This is a genomic window from Bacteroidia bacterium (assembly GCA_033391075.1).
Lineage (GTDB): Bacteria > Bacteroidota > Bacteroidia > J057 > J057 > JAWPMV01.
This window is the reverse complement of sequence record JAWPMV010000001.1, coordinates 4,175,808-4,196,493: the sequence shown is the minus strand read 5'-3', so window position 1 is coordinate 4,196,493 and position 20,686 is coordinate 4,175,808. Positions and strand designations below refer to the sequence as shown.

The window sequence follows — 20,686 nt, the reverse complement described above, 5'->3', positions numbered from 1 at the left end:
ATCCCGCAATTTATCCCTTACTCAAGATAAATGCGGGATGACTGGAAAGGATTCGTTTGCTCCTATCTGTTTGGGTTCGGTATAGGAAGGCCTACTTTTCCATCATTGCGGCTTTCTCCGACAGCTCGATTGCCTGAGCCAGAACGACTTCTCGCGTCAATTTGTCCTGGGCATAGACAATCAGTTTGGCCTTCGCTAGATTGAAATCTTCAGGTAGTTGTAAACTTCCTCTTCCCATCAATGCATCCAATTCCAGGCTTTCAAAAGCCCTGACCACATTGTCATGTTTGAGTAATCTGCCTCTGTTTTCTCCCCGACTTACGTTCTGGGAAAGATCAGACTCAACCAAAGCCACATTCAGCACTTTGCCTTCCATTTTGTCCCCACTCTTATAAGTGAATGAAAGTTGATCTCCCATAAGTTTTGATTCAAAATCAATGCTCAGATTTTTTACGGGTGCATCGAGGGCTTTTTTGATAGACATAGCAGCTTTGGTACGATTGGATCCTACAAATTCATCCTTTCCATTTACGACCAATTGCGGGGTATATACATTGCTCTGAAGGGTGCGGGCATAATTGCGTTGCCTTTCAGAAAAAACAGCAGAACTATAGGGATCCTTCCATCCCAGACGATTCCAGTAATCGACATGAAAAGAAAGTGCATAGACCTGAAGACCTTTCTCTTCGGCATCTGTGATTACATCACTCAGAAGTCGATCTGCAGGAGGACAGCTACTGCAACCTTCTGAAGTAAAGAGTTCAAGCACAGCAAATCCTTTCATCTCCATTTTATCCATCTTTTTCATTTCAATAGACTCCATTTCGTCTTTTGTCATCGACATTTTATCCTTGTCTTTCATCTCCATCGCCTTCATTTCCCCTTTGGACTTGGACATCTTTTCAGATTGTCCGCAGGCTACTAATGAGAAGGCTAGTAAAAGGCCGAAAAAAATGCTGAGATACTTCATTTCATTTTTGGCTTAAGTGTTTGCCGGGAAAGGCCCGGATTGTTGTTAGGTAAGCAAGTTCAGAAGTTCAACTTCCTTATTCCTCACAAAAGTCTAACATATTGTAACAAAAAAGGGCAGGCCTGTAAAAGACCCGCCCTTTTCTCTTTATATGTATTCGCTAGTTTTCCCTTTCAGTAAGGATCACCAGCTTAGCGTTCTCGTATTCAGAAATGATTCCCATTACTCCTGCAGCTTCCTGGAAGGTTACCTCCTTGTCGATGCGCAGGTTTACGATATCATTTTGTTTGTTTTCATCATTCAGGAAACCTTCGAGGAAAGGTCTGAGATCCTCTTTCTCCTGCACGATTTGGTTATCAAAGGCAATTTGTCCGCCTTGTCCAACAGTAATATTATGTCCACCAGAGGCAGGACGATCGGATGTACTACTTGGCAATTGGATGCGGATCGATGACTGGGTAACAAAAGTTGAAGCCAGCATGAAATAGATCAGCAAGAGGAACACGATGTCCGATATAGAGGCGGAGTTAAATTCCGGGGACGGTTTATTTCTTGATCTGAGTGCCATGGATTAAGGTCTTTTTAAGGTGAAAAAGAAAGATGTTGCCTTTATCCGGCAGGCTCTTGCAAGAGGTCAACGAATCCAGCAGAGGTCAATTCCAGTTTGTAAACTACCTTGTCTTTCATGGCTACCAGAGAATTGTAAGCCAGATAAGCAATGATACCTACTACCAATCCAGAGGCCGTAGTTACCAGGGCTTCGGAAATACCGTCTGCCAACTGAATAGCATCTGTTTGACCACCAGCAGTAACAATGGCGTTGAAAGCCTTAATCATCCCCAGTACGGTTCCAAAGAAACCAATCATGGGAGCAGCACCTGCGATAGTAGCCAGAATAGAAAGTCTTCGTTCCATTCTATAAACTTCCAGTTCCCCTACATTTTCAATAGATGCCTGGATATCTTTCAGGGGAGAACCCAAACGTCCCAATCCTTTTCGGATCATTCGTGCAAAAGGAGATCCTTGTGTATCGCAGAGGGCTTTCGCTCCTTCTATATTGCCATTCAGTACATAATCCCGTACTCTTTGCATAATCTCATTAGAATCACCATCGGCCTGACTGATCGTCCGCCATCTTTCAATGTAGATGAAAATTGCCAGTGCTAAAAGGATAACCAGGGGGATCATTGGCCAGCCACCCGCATATAGGACTTCCCAAAGAGATTTACTCGCAGCAGCTTCAGTTGCCAGTCCCGTAGAGTCTGCGACAGCGGGGGTTTGAAGTAGGTACAGCATAAATGAATATTTTGGATCGTATTTTAGGTCGGAATTACGGAATTTTCAGGGGTTTATTCAAAACCTGATACTTTTTTGCGAGAGATTTATTGGCTTTTCTCGAATATTCTCCACATTTCCAAACTGCATTAATGACAAAGAGGATTGCTGAGTGTTGCACAAAGCCTATGGATTTTTTCTGTACTGAACTATCTCCGTCTTCTTTTTCGCCTAAAACCGAAGATTATCAGGAGGAGCATAAAGAGGGCAAATATCAAAGCACCATAGCTCCACCAGGGTCTTTCTTCCCCTTCCAGTTCTATATTATCTCCATATAAAACGAGGCCTGACCAATAATAAGGATGGGTTTCTTCCTCTGTTTTCAAGTAGTTCAATTTGGCTTCCTGAAGGGCACGTGCTTTACCGGTTCCGACATAAAGTCTTTTGATCAAATCTTCGAGTATGATTTGATTTCCGTTTTCCTCCATCATCCATTGGCTGATAATGAGATTTTGCACCTTGGAGATTTCTAATGCATATACAAGGCTTCGAAAACCTTGTCCATTCTGGAGACTTCCTACTGCAGCATGATTGGGCAGGATCAGGAGATCATTATTCAAATCATTGCCAAGAATCTCATGAACGGCCAGGAAATGCCCTCCATCATCCTGCGGACTAAATTGAAGGCCTGAGTATAAGGGCTGGTAATCTGAGCTCACCACATAGCCTGCCATTTCAACGCTGTGGTAATCTTCCCCATAGCCTCTGAAGCTTCTTTCGCTAGCTCTCCAACCCGCAAAGATTTCTGCACCCATTTGTTTGCGTCTTTTTTCCATGTACTTCTCCTGTTTATCGAGCAGCGGAAAATCGCTATTGGAAATATTGGTTCTTTCCTCATCATTTAGTTGGAGGGAATCAATAAAACTCAGGCTCTTACCCTCTTTAGGTCTGGGCATAAACATGGCATACTTATGCTGATAATCCCGATAAAAATATTCTTTGGTGGGCAGGATATCAGTACTATGGAGAAGATAGCGGATCGGATATTTTCGGATTAAATAGGGCTGGTCTTTAAAATCAATAGATTCGCTTTTTTCGCTTAGCAAAACTTCAAATGGGAAAAAATGAAACAAACCGTCAGGAACCAGAACAATAGATGAAGTACTGTCAGTCAATGGTTTCTCCAGTAATTCCTGGTAAAAAGAATAGGCTCGTTCACCAAAACCATGAGCTGAAGAATATTTATCCTGAACCATAGCTATAAAGTCCAGATAAGGTTTATTCCCTTCTTCGCTGAGTTCAACAATGCGAAGGTCTATGATTTCTTTTCTCAGTTCGAAGAGGTAGAGTTTCTCTTTCCCCTGGAACATACAAAGCAGCAATTCATAATTGCCCAATTGTGCCCTAAGCTCAGCGATGGAGCTCTGAGCGCTTTGTTCCTTGAGTTTAAAATAGGCAGCATCTCCATAGCGTAAAGACTGGCGGAAACGTCCATATTCATCCTCAACATTGTCTCGGATAGATTGCAAAACTTCGCGCTCTTCTTTGAAAGGGATTTCTGCAATTTCTTTCTCAAAATCCTTGAGGCGTTGAATAAAGATTTTTCTTCTGCTTTCCTCCTTCGAATCCCAAGGGACGCCCTGATTGCGGTAATACTGGAAAAAAACTTCTCTTCTTTCTTCTGCTTTTGCGGCTTGTTGAAATTGAAAAGCTATACCTATAAAACGATCATCTTTATTGATGCGTCCCAGATGTACTGCCAGTTGTATTGCCTCTTCATATTTTTGTCTGACCTGGGCTAAAGGGATGATTTCTTCTTCTTCAAACAGGACATCATTTCTCAATTTTTCTCCGAATTCCATGGCTTTTTGATAAGCAGCAAGAGAGGATTCGAATAATGCCTTTGAGGCTTTTTCATCAATCAATCCCATATCATTGAGTGTTTCAGCATAGGACCAGAGAACACGATGATTGAGGACTTTAGCCGGAAGATTTTCTACTTCAGGGATTTGGTGAATGGAAAGGCTTCTTTGATCCGGTTTCCAAATTTTGAAAACCTCCTGATACTGACGGATGGCTTCTTCATACAATCCCTCTGCTTTTTTCAATTCACCTGCTATAAAATGGAGCTCTGCAATTTTGTCTTTACTTAGGCTTAGCTCTTTTCCTTTTGCCAATAGTGCTGTAAGTAACTTTTGTGCAGAGGTCTCTTCGCCTGAACGAAAAGCGATCTGAACTAATAAATACTTCGCTTCATCAATTTCTGTTTCCTGCTTTGAAGCCAGGTTGAGGTATTCATTGAGATAGTTCTTTGCTGTTTGGTGTTTTCCCATCTCATAAGCCGTATGCCCCATTTCTCTCAACGCAAATTCCTTCCGATCCGGGCTAAAGCTGTCTTCATAGGCCCGGTATATTTTTTCGGACCTTAAATGATAATTCTCAGCTTCTTTTGTTTTTTTTGCCCGAACAAGGGCTGCCCATTTATATATAGATAATTCAAGCAGATCTTCTTCCAGAAGAAATACTTCATGGGTTCCTAGGAGTTTCTCGATTTCCTCATGGGTTTTCAATTCTCCCCCAGCATCCTCTATTTTTCTATAAATCCGGGCTTTGTTTTCAAGGATACGGTAGTGGAGCAAATCATTGTTATTCATGTTCTCCACGCGATCCTGGGCAGATTCTAGATTGTCCAGGGCTTCCTGATAGTCGCCTTTTTTGAAAAAAGATGCTCCCAGAGAGAGTTTAAGCTGCGCACTAAGAGAGTCTGAATCCACCAAATGAGAACGAAAGATATGGCTATGGGCGAGGAAGTCTTCCAGTCGTCCTGCTTTCTTGAGTGCGATGGCCAGATAGATACCACTGGTATAAACCCCTTCACTATTTTCCGCATCATTATAATGCGAGAGTGCTTCCTCGAAAAGTATAATCGCAGTATCATTACGATCCTGGTTAAGATTTGTCAGGGCAAGCTCAAATTGTTGTTTTGCAAGCTCATCAGCTTGATAACTATCGTCAGACTGATCCTGCGCCAGAGATTTACCACTGAGTAAGGAAAAGAATACAATAGCCAGACCTAAATATTTGAAGGCGTGGATCATGCTATAAATACGTATTGGCCAAAGGCTGTGTTGGCTTTAGGCTAGCTAATATTCTGATTTTGAGCAATTATTCGTAATAACTCAAAATCCATAATTTAAATATAGCCTGCCAAAGGGATGCCAGTTATCCGTGACACCTTGAATTCCTCCCCTTCGAATGCTCACACGTGCACTTACACTTAGACCTTCGAGGGGATGACCATAGCGAAATTCCCAGAAAAATTCGGGCTGGAAACGTTTGAATCGCTGGTCTTTGATCTCACCGAGGTTGGCGGCATTTTCACCATCTACCTTAGCATTTATAAGATAATAATAGCTGTTGCCTAAAGCAATACTTTTTAGCCCCCTTAAGTGAGCTCGCCAAAGGCCGGGGGTTACGAAGAGTTGAAGACGAGAGATTGTATCTGTAGCAACGATTACGGGTTGATTGACAAAGTAAATAACTTCCTGCCAGACAAAATCATTGGATTGAAGGCCAATTTCTGCTGAATAGCTATATCGATATCCGGGAGAACTATAACTTGCCCCGATAAATTTGTCTCTGATATTGGGTCTGAAAGTATTGTCTTGAAAGATATCAGGTCCGCCTCCATATAGTCCCCAAATAGTTCCTGCCATGATGCCTATTTTCCAATCTTCAGAGCAATTACATACTTTCTGACAATCTTCTATGGTTCCTATTTCCCAATTTATACAAACAGCATATTTACGGATAGCCGTTTGGATTTCCTGATTTCCATCACTTTGGTCCAAATAATCTATTCGGATTTCCAGAAATGCTCTTCCTACAAATTTACTTTTGGTGAGATCAGCCATGACACGATAGTAATGACGATCGTTTTGAAAGAAAAGACTATCAATTTCAAATCCTTCCGATTCCCAGATGGTTTTTCTTCCTTGAGAAACTTTTGCATTTACACTCAGAATCTTAACGGGAGGACCTTTAATTTCCATTTCAATGTTGCTGCCCCAATTGGCCTTCAGACAAAAAGAAATAGGTCGCTCACAAAGGCTGGTTAGATCATCGCCAGATTCTCGATCTCCTAGAGATAAGGTAGTTTGAATTTGACTGAAAGAAGATGAATGCAGTAGTAGAAAAAAGAGAATGAATGCACATGACGTTGACCAAATAGATTTCATCGCAGTTTAGCTTAGAGGTGTTGCTTAGAGTAATCGAGACAAGGATGTAACTCAATACTTGAGTATTTTCTTACTGCTTGTGCCGTTTTCTGTGTGTATTTTCAGATAGTATATGCCGCTTGGGAGATCTCCTAAATTCAACAAACGTTCGTAGTTCCTTAAATTACCTTCCTCTCTTACTAATCGTCCCTGAACATCAAATAGTTGCCAGTCCAGAACCGCCTCCTCACTTTCTATAACTAATTGATTTTGGAAAGGGTTTGGATAAACTTTTAGGAAAGGGGGATTAAATAGGGGAGTTCGGCTGACACTTCCTTTAGGTAAAATTTGGATACAATAATCCTCTACCTCTCCAAATTCAAAGGTCTCGCATTCACTGGGAGGAAGTTCAGGATTCAATGTGCCTTCAAATTTCATGCTGATTCGCATACGGGTATTTCCACTGAGAATGGCTGCTGGAGTTTTCAGGCTATCGCTAAATTCTCCATCAATCGGCAAATCCGTGGCAAAGAATAATTCACTATCATTACTTGCAAATTGTCCATCTTGATTTGCATCAATCCAAATTCGCCAATGTTGTCTGCCAGCCAATCCTACAAATCCATGTTCGAGGGTGATTTCATACGTAGAATCTTCAGCCAGTATGTAGGAGGGCTCAGAAAATTCTGCATAACCTCCATTTGAACCAGAGACATTTTGAATAGGGCCGATCTTAACCGCTTCTATCCATTCGAATTGTGTGACATTGGCGCGAGAGGTGCAGTATTCTGTATCGAGACAAAATCCACAGCCCGGACTTTGTATTTGAAGGATTTGGGTGAAATTGGTATCGGGATTCCCGCAATCTGTTCCCAACCTCAATTCATATAGCGTGCAGGGATTTAAGTTGCCCAGGAGAAAATTTGTATCGTTGATTATTTCCTCATTCCAGCTTTGTTGACCTTCTTCTCTAAACTGAAGAATATAGGCATTGGCACCAAAAACATTCTGCCAGACCAGAGAAATCTCAGTAGAATCAAGCTCAGTTACGCCAAATCCTGGAGCCGCTTCGCAACAACCCTCGGTTCGGAATCTCTGGCTAGCCAAAAAACCGGAACTATCGTCAGTACAATTGGCTGATACCTGAAAAATATAATCGGTGCAGGGGGTCAGTATGTCAAGTTGGAGAAAGGTATCGCTGAGCACGCTATCGGTCCAGATACTCGCACTACTTTCCCGATATCGAAAAGAATAATTCTCCGCAGAATCAATATTCGCCCAGCTAAGCAGGGCTGAAACATCTGTCAGATTACTCACTTCAAGCATATCGGGCGCCAGACAATCCAAATTAAAATTGCTACAATCTCCTTGTTGAAGTAAGAGGCTATTATAAGCATTCAACCTTCCCCCCGATAGGGTTTTTCCATTGAGAGAAGGTAAAAGATCTACCCCATCCAGAATCCAGGATTTAAATTCCAGGGCCATATTTTCTGGTGTGAGTTTGTATTGGGTTAAAATTTCCGGGCAGGCAGCAGAGAAAAGCAGGGCCACAGTACCACTTACATAAGGCGTAGAGAAAGAAGTTCCGCTGTAGCTCCCATAAGTATCATTCTCCCGAGTACTCGGTACCTGGGTGCCCGGAGCTCCCAAATCGACATTATTGGCTCCAAAACCCGCTCCTGTATTCAGGACATCCTGATTATTGGTATTGGTTACGGTAATGAGGAAATCACTGATGCATCCGCTGGGCATATCGTTTTGCACATCTACATTCCGAGCTGCATTGGTAGTAGCTGCTACATTGATTACTCCCTGTGCTCCCAAAGAATCATAAATGGCACACCAAATGGGAAAATTGGCCGGATTCCCAAAATCAACCCCAAAAGAGGAATTGGTTGCCACTACAAAAGCCCCTTCTGCCCCTCCGCTTTGATTATATCTTCGCCGCATTTCCAATACATAACTATAAGCTTCAACAACCTCTGCCTCTACCGCCAGAATATTTACCAGCGTCATGATCTGGGTATTCCAACTTACTCCGGCAATTCCTTTTCCATTATCTCCCTGGGCAGCAATGATGCCTGCTACGGGTGTACCGTGTATATCCAGAGGGATTTCATCATTATCCTGATTAGCATTCCAACCCAAATAATCGTCCGTAAACCCATTCCCATCATCATCTATCCCATTGTCGGGGATTTCTGCATGATTCCTCCATAAGTTTAGGTCCTCATGATTCAAATCCATGCCCTGATCAATGACTGCCACAACAATCGTATCTCCCTGAACCGTCAATCCACCGGTGGTAATATCCCAGGCTTCTGTAGCCGCAATATCAGCATCTACAGTCCCATTGTTCTGCCCGATATTTTCCAGAGGCCATTGACCAAGAAAATTAGGATCATTTGGTATGGTCGTATTCAAAGCTCTATGTTCGAGCTTGTGATTTAGCTGAGCATACCTGACTCCTTCCCATTGCCTGAGTTGCGAGAGGGCTTCTGTTTCATCCAACTCCGACTGATCAAAGCTCAGAAGGAAAATAGAGAGGGCAGGGGAAATGCATTTTTTGACTTGAGGGTAGGTCAGAGAATTTGCTCCCTGGAAGGGACGGGCGAGGACTTTTTCCGGAGCAGTCGACTCCAGCATAACCAGCAACTCACCACTCACGCAGGGGCTATCCTGCGCATAGCTTGTCGATAGCACAGCAAGTAAAAGCCAAAGGAATAGGTGCTTTCGCATAATAGTAAAACGAATATACACGGAAATTGCTTGAATTTCCCTTTATTGCAGGAGGCGTTTCTTGCACGTTTACCCCATTTATTTAGTGTATTAAAGAAATTATTATCCTCATAAAATCCATCGCAAATCTTTGCGTTGACTATATTAAGGATAATCATCCAGACAATTCAGAACCTAAGTAAACATGAGACCGAATTTCCTAGTCTTGCTAATTTCCATCTTTTCGGTGCTTCCTCTCTGGGGTCAGAAGGTCATTCATCCGGAATTTGAGATTAATTCAGCCTATGAAGAAAGAGAGCCCATTCCCAATTCAGATGGGAGTGTTCTATACTTTTGGCGTAGAGAAATGCCTTCGAACACAGGTGGACAAGCCGATCCTGGCGATATTTGGTTCAGTACCCGTCGAAGAGATGGAAGCTGGAATCCCGCCAGAAATATCGGAAAGCCTCTGAATGGGAAAGGGCATGATTTTGTTTGGCAGGTTTCCCCGGATGAAGACACCTTATGGGTCATGCAGGTGCCTCCTGGTGTGAGAGAAGGTGGAATTGCCTATAGTGTGCGGACCAGACAAGGCTATTGGTCCGTTCCTATCGATGCTCATATCCGCAATTTCAATTATCAGGGGCAATACAAAGACTATTACATGACTCCGGAAAGGATCATGCTTTTGCCCAATGAAGGAGAAAATACCTATGGAGGAACGGACATATACATTTCTTTTCCTATAAATGATACTGCCTGGAGTGAACCCGTCAATCTGGGACCCACCATCAATACGGTTGGTGATGAAGATGCGCCTTTCCTGGCTGAAGATGGAGTTACCCTCTATTTCAATAGCAATGGACATGAAGGCCTGGGAGACCATGATATTTTCATGACCAAACGCCTTGACAATACCTGGAGAAACTGGTCGAAACCGGTAAACATCGGTGCGCCCATTAATACACCAGGATATGATTTCGATTTTTTTGTTACCGATAATGGAAAGCGACTGTTCTGGTGTTCGGATCAGGGAAGTTTGGGGAGTAATGATATTTTTGAGATGGATCTCAATAGCTGTGAGTTGGACGTATATCCGGGAGGTGATCAGACTTTGTGTCAAGGGGCAGAAATTAGACTGGAGGCTGGATTTGCCATGGGAAGGATAGATTATCAGTGGCTGAAAAATGGAAGCCCGATCAGAGGAGCAACCCAACGAGACCTGCTCGTTCGAGAAAGTGGCGTGTATCAATTACAGAGAAGAAAAGACGGCTGTGTAAATACCTCTCAGGAACAGAGAATTACTTTTGTTCCTCCCCCAGAGCCTACAGTTGAATCCTATGAAGATATCCTTTGTTTAGATGATTCTATTCAACTAAGTGCTGTCGTCCGTGGAGGGGGAGAGTATCAATGGTTAAAAAATAAGCTGGAAATCCCCAATGCAAATGGGAAAAACTATTGGGTAAAAACGCCAGGCAATTATTCTGTAAAAGTTTCCCTAGGAGCTTGTACCAATGTATCTCCGGCCCTAAATCTAAGAAGATTTACTCCTCCGGGCATATTTACAGAGGCAGATACGGTAAACGGAATGCTCCCCATTTTACCTCGTTGGCTATGGACCAATAAATTGCCAAAATCTAAAGGGGATACCTATATAAGAGCTATTTCCAATGCTCCTACTGGTGCTACTTATGTCTTAAGTAGCGTAGAGAGAGGATCTCGGGTTGAAGACAGAATCGATGGATTTTTCCCTAATGGACTCTTTCGCCTGAATTTCCCCGTAGAAAGAAAAAGTGATCTCAGCCAGAGATTTATAGATACCGATAATGATGGAAACCTCATTGTTGCCGATAATGACACCTATTTGAGTAAATACCGTCCGGATGGTCGTCTGCTCTGGAAGAAAGAAGTCTCTCGCCAGCGATTGACAGGTCTTGCTGTAGATGATTTGGGTTCTGTATATACCAGTGGCCGTTTCAATGATCAAATGATTATTAGTGGAATGCGCTACAAGGCTGCCAATCGAGGTTCCTTATTTCTGGCCAAACACTCCTCAAGGGGAGAATTACTTTGGGTGAAAACCTTTCCGATAGACTGGTATAAATATGATTTTGGCAATGGCTTGCATACCGACTGTGATGGAAATGTGTATGTCGCAGGTGGATACAAGATCATTGCGAATTTTGAGAAGAAGATTTTAAGAGGTGCAGTGCAGGGTGATAATTACTTTTTGGCGAAATTCAGTCCGGAGGGAGATCTTTTCTGGGCTCAAAGTATGGATACAGGCAAACGTAAATACCGGACCGCTGACTTTCATACAGACTGTGAGGGAACTTCTTATCTGGTCATGAACAGTGTGATTTATCGATATGATACCTATGGGAAGCGTCGCTGGAGGGGTGATTTGTTAGAGCCGAATTCCAGCCTCACCTTAAAATCCCGTATCCATAGTTCTGATGGCGATCTTTATATCGCCGGATTCAGCGACCGTACCGATTTCTTTGTTAGCAAACTCAATCGACTGGACAAGCAGACCATTATTTGGCAGGACAAAGGGGCCAGCAATGTGATGAACCAATTACCGGCCATTAGCGGAGATCAGGAAGGAAGCATCTGGGTAGCTGGCAACAGCAAAGGCAAAAACTTTCCAGGTGCTCAATTCGATTTGACCAGCAATTCGCAAGGCTTTGTGATGAAATATGGCAGACCTGATTTCAAGAATCGCAAAGAGCCGATGACATTATGCGATGATGGAGGATTGATGTTATATACACAAGTCAGAGCCGGACTTCGTTATCAGTGGATCAAAGATGGAAAAGATATTCCCGGTGCCAATCAAGCTTCCTATAAAGTAGAAAGGCCTGGGACCTATCAGGTGAGAGCCTATGCAGATTATTGTGAAAGAATTTCCGGTCCTCAACAGATACGGGATTGTAATGATGATCTGGAAGCGGCCCCACCCATTACAGCTGCTGAAAAACCCCGCGAGAATATTCCCCCACCGCCTCCTCCCAGGGAAGAACCTAAACCTCAGCCTGTCTCAACTGAAAGGCCGGTAGAAAGTGATATTTCTTATGGAAGAGATGGTATTCCGACCCGAATAAAGAAGAGACGGATCAAAACCCAGGAGGAGATTGTTATCCGCAATCCAAAAGCAACGATTACCATTTGGGATCACGCAGCCGAAGACCTGGATACCGTTTCTGTCAATGTGAATGGAGAATGGATCATTGAACAATACGGCCTGAAAAAGAAAAAAGCCGAATTTGAATTCACATTCCGACCAGGTAATAATTTCATTACCCTCTATGCCCACAATTTAGGTAGCACTCCCCCCAATACTGCTGCCGTTATGGTGGATGATGGAGAAAGTCGGAAAACCCTTGTATTGCGTTCTAACTTGAAAAATTGTGGAATGCTGAGGGTAAGACTGGAATGATTTGTATGATTAGATAGAGGCTGTCTGATATTAGACACAAATGTGATAGATTTAAGGAATAGGGAAGCCTTTCTTTTAAAGATCTTTTATTTTATCATTTTCCTGAAATGCTTGAAAACACATAAAATTGTGCCATTTTTGGGTGCTTTAGCAAAAGCCTTTATATCTTAAATTTTATTTGACCTAAGTATTTGACAGTCGGAAAAGCACATACTTGCGAAATTCTTATTGCAAACAATAAACTTTAACATGAACAGACTCATCTCATTTCTACTAGCAGTAATGCTGCTGATCTCCTTTGAAGGAAATGCACAAGAAGAAAAAAAATGGTTCGCCATATTTGGAGAAAGTGAGGATATAGATAATACCGGATACAACCGGACTGATAGCCGATGGGAATTGGAATCTGAAATCCAGCAACGCTGGAAAGATGGATATGATCTCCTCGAAATCGAATATGGTGAAGGACACTGGTATGCAATTTTTGGTAAAAGCCAGGACTTGAGAAAGACTTCTTTCTTTGGATCCACCAATCTACTGGAATGGGAAACCGAGTCCCGCGAAATTCTGGGAAATGGCTTTATTATGCTGGATATTGAATTTGGGGACGGACTCTGGTATGGAGTATATGCACAAAGTGATGAAATGGAGGACTGCCGTATCAGTCGGGCCAGAGATATCAATGCCCTGCAGAGAGATATCAAGAATAACTGGGATGATGGATACGAATTGCTGGATATAGAATATGGGGAAGAGCAGTGGTATGCTGTATTCGCAAAAAGCAAGAGCCACACCAATTCTGGTTACAACCGGATCGTTGATCTATGGGAAATGGAATACAATATCTCTCAGCGTTGGAAAGATGATTATGATTTGCTGGAAATCGAATATGGCGAAGGACACTGGTATGCGGTATTTGCCAAAAGAGAAGATATAACGGGAAGTGCTTACAATCGTACCTCTGACCTCATAGAAATGGAATACCAGATCAAACAGCGCTGGGATGAGAAGATGGATTTACTGAATGTTGGTTGGGGAGGCAAAAGACCCCAAGAGGTTGGGACAAATAGTCGAGTGAGAGGAAACCGAAAACGTCCATAGAGAGATGCCATATAGGAATAGGAAAAATTTACAGGTCGGAGCCGAGGTTCGCGTGGTACAAAAACACCATCAGCGTACGGGCGAATTGACTGAAGGGACCGTACAGCGGATTCTGACCAAATCCTCCAATCACCCCCATGGAATCAAGGTTAAACTTGCCAGTGGGATTGTCGGAAGGGTAAAAGAGATTTTATAATCGAAAATTATGAAAAAGAGTCGGGACAGATGATCATCTGTCCCGACTCTTTTTTTAGTCTCAGCTTTATCGAGTGAGGATCATACTCCGCGTAGCATAACTATTGTTATGCCTCAAACGATAATAATAGACGCCTGCAGCCAGGCCTTCCGCATCAAAGGTGATTTGGTATTCTCCGGGCGCAAAGAATCGATTCGTGAGGGTTTTAATCATTACTCCACTGGTATTGAAAATATCAATCCGTAAATCCCCACCTTCACTACTAAAAGGAATTCGAGTACTGCTTTGGAATGGATTGGGGTAATTTTGACTCAATAAGTCCGGATTCAATAGATCCTTAACACTGGTTGCTGAATCACAGCTGAGGTCCGGAGGAAGGATGTTGATGCGTTGGAAATCATTGTATAGCAGGGTTTTTATGTCATTTTCATCCACACAAAACCAATCCATCAGAACGGAACCATATACAGATCGGAAATCAATATCAGCCGGAATACTGGCGGTCTCATCTACCGCCGGGTCGATGATAGGGTTTTGGCCAATAATCTGACCATTTACCTGACTTCCAAAAAGCATCATAGGCGCAGCCGCACCGTGATCTGTTCCATAACTGTCATTTCCTCTGATCCTTCTTCCAAACTCTGAGAAAGTCATCCCGAGAACTCTATCCTGTATCCCCATCAGCTCCAAATCATCCTGAAATGCTGTAACTGCCTCATTCAAATCAAACATCAAATCTGCATGTCGACCAGCAAGATGATCACTGGAGTTTACCTGTTGGATATGCGTATCAAAACCTCCCAGATTTACAACATAGAAAGGAGTGCGTAGGCCTCCCGAAATCAACTGAGCGACTATGCGGAGTTGATCAGCCAGGCGATTGCCACTTTGGGGATAAAGTTGGGAGAGATTATTACCGGCACTTGCTGCATCCTGTATACTTCCCAGATATTGATTGGTTTGCAGCATGCTTTGTCGGATGAAATCCAGTTCAATACCATATCGATTATTGGGTGTTCCCCCTGTTCCTCCCGTCTGCAACTGGTTAAATTCATCCAGGCTGCGAATAGCCATTCCGAAATTGCTGCCCAGTCCCTGACAGGTATTGGAAACAATAGACCCCACGGTTATGGCCAATGGATCGGGAAAATCATCATTGGGATAATTTGCGGGATATCCTCCATGGTCCATATCGAGATATCGTCCCAACCATCCAGTGGAATAAACTTCATTAGAAGGAGAGCCAGTAAGCCATATATCTGTTGATCGGAAGTGAGAAAAATTAGGATTATCATATCCTACATTCTGCAAAACCGTCAATTTGCTGCTATCATAAAGTTGTTTGAAGCCAGTCAGCGCAGGGTGTAATCCCGTATCTGTATTCAATCTCAGAATACTTAATTCGGGCAGAATTACCTGAGGCCTGACCAGACTCAAATTGCCATATTCATTGAGAGGAACAACCGTATTTAATCCGTCATTTCCTCCATTTAATTGAATCAGGACCAGGACCCGATCCGTCATCATGGCATTTTTATACAGGATATCCAGGAGAGGATTTCGATTGATCGCGTGTACAGGAAGCCCTCCCAGCATAATAGGCAAGGTGGTAGCCGCTGCTGTATTTTTCAGAAAGTTTCTTCTTTTCATGAGATTTTCTGTTAAAAGGGCTTTAGCATAAATGGAATTCCGCCAGACTCATCATGGTATCCAATAAGGCTCGCAATTTGCTGAGAATAGATGCTTTCAGAACCTGATCGAAAGGATCTTCGAGAAATAATCCATATTCAAGGGTCCACTCATAATCAGGCAAACCGGGAATGAGTACTTCCTTTAAAAAGTCCAACTGACTTTGATCCAGGGCTTGCGGAAATAGCAATTCTGCCCATTCGGAAATCAGGGTATTAGGATCCAGTGGATCACTCACAGCATCGAGTAATGTGAGAGGTTGTATAAGGGTCTGGAATCCACTGCTTTTATAGCCCTGATCTTTATTGTAGAGACTTACCGTATTTTGCCTGGCCGGAAGGGTAACTGAGCTGATCCAGTAGGCATGGTATCTCGGCAACTGATAATAAGCCGGCCAGCCCGCTACGTCCGGAGGATTTAAATATTCGAGCAATTGGTTTGTGGTTTCCGTATGTAAGCGGTACCAATGCAGATATTGCGGGAGAATATTGGGATACTTTGGAAACTCTATATCAAATTGCCGATGAATTCCTACGGTGAATTCGAGTGGATTTTTGATAATACAGCCTCTATTTACCGCATCATAAAAATGTTCGCTGGCAAGCAATGCTCTTAAACAAGGTTTGATATCATAATTGTTGAACCTGAGCAGAGCCGCCATAGGATTGATCACCTGACTTTCGACATCTTCATCAATTTCATAATAGACAAACCAGCGATAAAGCTTTCTACAAATAAATCGAGCCGTCTCCAATTGATTGAATATCATCGAGATCAGATCTTTGTACTCATTGGCTCCATTATCGCTTATGACTTGATTGTTGAAATGAGAAGAGAATTGTTTGGGGGTCGGATCATGTCGGTTGCTGCGGAATTCTACCGTCACGGGAAAGCGATTGGAAAGGCGTCCCCGATGAATCCAACCCGTAAGCACTCGAGCTGCCGCTCTGACATCATCTTCTGTATAGTAAACTTCAGTTCCATCGTCTCCTTTTCCAATGGTAAAAAGTTCCAAGAGTTCCCGTCCATAATTTTCATTGGAAGCTCTATAGGTTTGGCCTCCATCATCTGATTGTCGAAAATTGCTATTCCCATTTAGGTAATGAAGCATGGAAGGGTCAACCGTGATTCTTTCTGTGAGGGTTTGAAAGTTGCCGAGGGCCTGTTCTCGTATCAGATTGCAATACTTATACAGGAATCGGGAATCAACTACATCCGAACTCTGGATAGCAAAATGGTTATGCCAGAAAAGACACATCTTTTCCCGGATAGAAATATTTTGATGAATTCTCAGTCCCATGCTCCAGGCTAAGAGGGATATTCTCCTCCTGCTATTTCGGCTACCGTCCACATAAGGGGCATCTATCCAGGTGTTTCCAAGGGGAACCACCGGATCTGCGGTATCATAAAAATTGAGTGGAGGTTCTGGCGGCGCTTGATCTGCAAAAAGTGCATCCAGGCTAGCCTCTAATCCCGCGCTGACGGACCAGTTGATTTCACTTGCTTTCGGACCAAATAAACTTCTTCGGAGAAGGTGAGAGGCCTGAACCTTAGTCCATGGACCCGCATAAGGAGAAAGTCCGGAATGTATCTGTTTGGGCAAGAGAGCTTTAGACACATCTTTTTCCTGTCTTAAACCCAGGAAAGATCTTCTATCCATAACCGTTAGGTTTTAATGAGTTCCCATAAATATGAATCTCAATATATTTATTTTTTATAAAACATTTGTTTAAGGGAATAAATGAAGATTCGATATAATGGGAAAAATCATTATCTTAATAGGAGCATGAAACAGGCCGTGAAAATGCTTCAGGAAATCATTTAGGCTAATTGGCCTAAGTTCCTTATATTTGAAATATTGGAAACTTTGGTTACATTTAAAAATTACATACCCTATCCTCGTTCTGGTAAATGCCACAGGAATTTATCGGTCTTTTAGCTAACATATCTACTAACATCAATACACGTTAATCTGATTAACGTGATGACTTATACTCTAAATACTACTCGAAATCTAAATTTACCTAAGGCAACTATCAAATATTCCCTTCTGGGAAGACATTTAAATAAATCACTTTTTACTACTACTATTATGCAGAAACTCAGACACGTTTTATTACTTGTCATCCTCACCTCCCTATGTTCCTATCTTTCGGCTCAGACCAAAATTACCGGTAAGACAACTGCGGAAGATGGTACTCCATTGGTTGGTGCTTCGCTACAAATCGAAGGTACTACCTCAGGTGTCTATTCCGATGATCAGGGAAATTTTTCTTTGAGTGTCGATAATAGCCCTCCCCTTACCCTCAATATTACCTATATAGGGTATAAGGCGCAGAGTATTGAGATTACACAAAGTTCTACTACGCTCAACATCGTGATGGTTGAGGACATTACTTCTAGTGAAGAGGTGGTTATTTCCGCATCTCGACGTCCTGAAAAAATACAGGATGCTCCAGCTTCTATTTCGGTGATTAATACTGAGAATCTAAAGATTTCGCCACAGATTGATGCAACACGTAACCTTGTCAATGTACCAGGGGTACAGATTCAGCAACAATCTGCCAACCGTATCAATATTGAGATGCGTGGTGCTGCGGGTCTTTTCGGTACCGGGGCATTCCCAATTATGGACTATAGAAGTTTGATCGGGCCAGGTATTGGTACCTTTCAGACAGATGCTCAAGGTATAAACAATATTGACCTTCAAAGAATAGAAGTGGTAAGAGGACCTGGATCAGCCCTATATGGACCTGGGGTAGTAACAGGGGTAATCCACTTCATTACCAAGAACCCTATTGATTTTCCCGGAACTACCATCGAATTGATAGGTGGGGAATTGAATACCTTTGGAGGTACCATCCGTCATGCAGGTAGAAATGCCAGCAAGAAGTTTGGATACAAAATCAATGCGCACTATAAGAGAGGAAATGAATTTATTCTGGATCCTACAATAGACGCCGATCAGATTGCCAAATTCCAGACGACCATTTCCCAGCCTCAAATCACCAATGGTGTAGTTGATGTTACAAAACCACTAACCACCTTATTGACAGAGGCCGAACTGGATGATGATGGAGACGGCAATCCTATGCAAAATGACTGGTTCAATACAGCCGTAAATGCAACTTTAGAATTTCGACCTACTGAAGATCTAAGTATTTTCACTTCTGGTGGATATAATCAGTCATCTTCTGTATTCTACAATAATCAAGGAGAAGGCCTTGCTCAGGCAACTGAATTCTGGGGACAGGCTCGTGTTCAAAAAGGAGGTTTCTTTGGACAGTTTTTCTATGTAGACAATGATGGAGGAAGTCAGGAGAATCCTACTTTCCTTTACCAAACTGGTTTAAGAACTCCTGTAGCCCGTAAACAAGTAGAGGCTCAGGTTCAGTATAATTTTGAAACTCCGGGATTCCTGAATGCATTCTGGACTGCTGGTGCGGATTATCGTCAAGCGATCAATGGTACTGAAAACCTGGTATATGGAAGAAATGAGGAAGATGATGATTATCAGATTTATGGAGCATATCTACAAGGTAAATTCGCTTTGGGTGATAAGCTTGATTTGACACTTGCAGGTCGTTATGACCGTTTCAACTTCCTGGACGATGGTGCATGGGCGCCTCGTGCTGCTTTGGTGTATAAAGCGGCTCCTACGCATACCTTCCGCGCGACCTACAACCGCGCTACCGGACCGCCTTCTGGTCTTCAGGTAAACATTGACTTCCCGGTTGCTTCACCAGTTCCTGGTTTGTTTGACATCTGGCTCTACGGACAGAAAACTCCTCATACCTATACCGATCCGGTTATTGACATTACTGTTCCAGGTATTCCTGACCTGCCTTTCGGTACCCCAGGACTTCCTTTGGCGATTCCTTATGGAGCTGTTAGTGCAGATGTCCTTGCTGCGCTTGGACCTGGTTTAGCGGCACAAATTGGTCAACCTCTTACCGATCAAATTCTTGCTTATTTGTCAAACCCCGCAAATGCTCCAGGAGGAGTTACGGGTGTACTCGCTGGATATAATATCTTTACGCAGCAGCCGCTGACAGAACTGGTGCCTACAGCACCTGCACGTCTGAATATCATCGATGCGATTGAATTTGGATACAAAGGATTCTTTGGTGATAAGCTGGCTGTAACGGTAGACGTTTACAACATGAGTGTGAAAGGATTTACTCAATTTACAGCAGTAGCTCCTACTTATGCCCTTGTTTTAGGCGATACAGAGATCCAGGATGCGCTTGCAAATGCAGTTGCAACAGGCATTACTCCTTTCCTCGTGGACTTGTTTACAAATGCTGGACAGACTCCAGAGCAAGCCGCAGCTACCGCAGCAGGACTTGCTCCGATTATTGGCGGTGCTTATGGACAAGGGGGTGCTGGATTCCAGACTGCGATAGCACCTTTATTGAGCATCTTCGGTGCTGTTGAATCTGACAATATCCCTCAGGGAGATGGAATTACCCACGTTACAGCTGGTTATCGTTCATTTGCGGACGCTAAGAGAGACCACTGGGGATCTGATATTGGAATACAGTATTTTGTAAACAATGACCTGAGCTTTTTTGCCAACTATTCCTGGTTGAGTCAAAATGAGTGGATTCCTGGAAACGATAATGATGATGGTCTGCAGTTCCCTGCTTACCTCAACACGCCTAAAAACAAATATCGTTTTGGTATGAACTACACGCCAAGAAGTGGCGTCAATGGTTCATTCGCTTTTCAGCATGATGATTCTTTCTTTGCCAACTTTGGACAGTTCTCCGGAGAAACGGATGTGAGAAATCTGGTTGACGCTTCTGTAGGATATGCTTTCGATAATGGACTATTCGTTAGTGTAAATGCTACCAACCTTTTTGATTCTAATTACCGTGCCTTCCCTAACTTCCCAATGTTGGGTAGAAGAACATTGCTTACCCTGAGATATACATTTGGAGAAGAATAATAGAATTATTCTACCTAAATAATGAAACCCGCAAGGCAGATTTTGCCTTGCGGGTTACTTTTTGAACGAACATACAAGAACTTGACACTTGTAAAGAGATTGGCTTACTTAGGTTTGAGGGGGTAACTGA

Annotated in this window: 12 protein-coding genes; 4 read left to right on the top strand and 8 right to left on the bottom strand. The window is 42.9% G+C overall.

Annotated elements, in window-relative coordinates; translation table 11 throughout:
* Window positions 1-91 precede the first annotated feature (91 nt).
* The 6 genes from R8P61_16690 to R8P61_16665 all read right to left on the bottom strand — a co-directional run bounded on the left by R8P61_16690 (window position 92) and on the right by R8P61_16665 (window position 9,201).
* Window positions 92-898, bottom strand: coding sequence for a DUF1223 domain-containing protein (locus R8P61_16690; protein MDW3648707.1), 807 nt, complete (start codon window positions 896-898; stop codon window positions 92-94).
* Between the two features lie 232 nt (window positions 899-1,130).
* Complete coding sequence (locus R8P61_16685) at window positions 1,131-1,538, bottom strand: biopolymer transporter ExbD (GenBank protein MDW3648706.1); 408 nt, start codon at window positions 1,536-1,538, stop codon at window positions 1,131-1,133.
* A gap of 41 nt (window positions 1,539-1,579) precedes the next feature.
* Window positions 1,580-2,266, bottom strand: coding sequence for a MotA/TolQ/ExbB proton channel family protein (locus R8P61_16680; protein ID MDW3648705.1), 687 nt, complete (start codon window positions 2,264-2,266; stop codon window positions 1,580-1,582).
* A 188-nt stretch (window positions 2,267-2,454) separates the two neighbouring features.
* Window positions 2,455-5,343, bottom strand: a complete 2,889-nt coding sequence (locus tag R8P61_16675; GenBank protein MDW3648704.1) for a CHAT domain-containing protein — start codon at window positions 5,341-5,343, stop codon at window positions 2,455-2,457.
* Window positions 5,344-5,424: 81 nt separating this feature from the next.
* Window positions 5,425-6,483 (bottom strand): hypothetical protein, encoded by a 1,059-nt coding sequence (locus R8P61_16670; GenBank protein MDW3648703.1) that lies wholly within the window; start codon window positions 6,481-6,483, stop codon window positions 5,425-5,427.
* Between the two features lie 51 nt (window positions 6,484-6,534).
* Entirely contained in the window at window positions 6,535-9,201 is a 2,667-nt protein-coding gene (locus tag R8P61_16665; GenBank protein MDW3648702.1) for a S8 family serine peptidase, read from the bottom strand.
* Window positions 9,202-9,385: 184 nt separating this feature from the next.
* Here R8P61_16665 and R8P61_16660 point away from each other — a divergent pair, with 184 nt between their 5' ends.
* From R8P61_16660 to R8P61_16650, 3 genes are all read left to right on the top strand, one after another.
* A complete protein-coding gene (locus R8P61_16660) occupies window positions 9,386-12,619 on the top strand; it encodes a hypothetical protein (GenBank protein MDW3648701.1) in 3,234 nt (1,077 codons plus the stop codon).
* 249 nt (window positions 12,620-12,868) lie between these two features.
* Complete coding sequence (locus tag R8P61_16655) at window positions 12,869-13,720, top strand: hypothetical protein (GenBank protein ID MDW3648700.1); 852 nt, start codon at window positions 12,869-12,871, stop codon at window positions 13,718-13,720.
* 4 nt (window positions 13,721-13,724) lie between these two features.
* Window positions 13,725-13,916 (top strand): YwbE family protein, encoded by a 192-nt coding sequence (locus R8P61_16650; protein MDW3648699.1) that lies wholly within the window; start codon window positions 13,725-13,727, stop codon window positions 13,914-13,916.
* A 66-nt stretch (window positions 13,917-13,982) separates the two neighbouring features.
* Here R8P61_16650 and R8P61_16645 read toward each other — a convergent pair whose 3' ends face one another.
* Complete coding sequence (locus tag R8P61_16645) at window positions 13,983-15,566, bottom strand: DUF1501 domain-containing protein (protein MDW3648698.1); 1,584 nt, start codon at window positions 15,564-15,566, stop codon at window positions 13,983-13,985.
* Window positions 15,567-15,588: 22 nt separating this feature from the next.
* Complete coding sequence (locus R8P61_16640) at window positions 15,589-17,265, bottom strand: DUF1800 domain-containing protein (GenBank protein MDW3648697.1); 1,677 nt, start codon at window positions 17,263-17,265, stop codon at window positions 15,589-15,591.
* Between the two features lie 432 nt (window positions 17,266-17,697).
* On the opposite strand from R8P61_16640, the gene R8P61_16635 reads away from it, so the two are divergent.
* Complete coding sequence (locus tag R8P61_16635; GenBank protein MDW3648696.1) at window positions 17,698-20,556, top strand: TonB-dependent receptor; 2,859 nt, start codon at window positions 17,698-17,700, stop codon at window positions 20,554-20,556.
* Window positions 20,557-20,686: the final 130 nt, after the last annotated feature.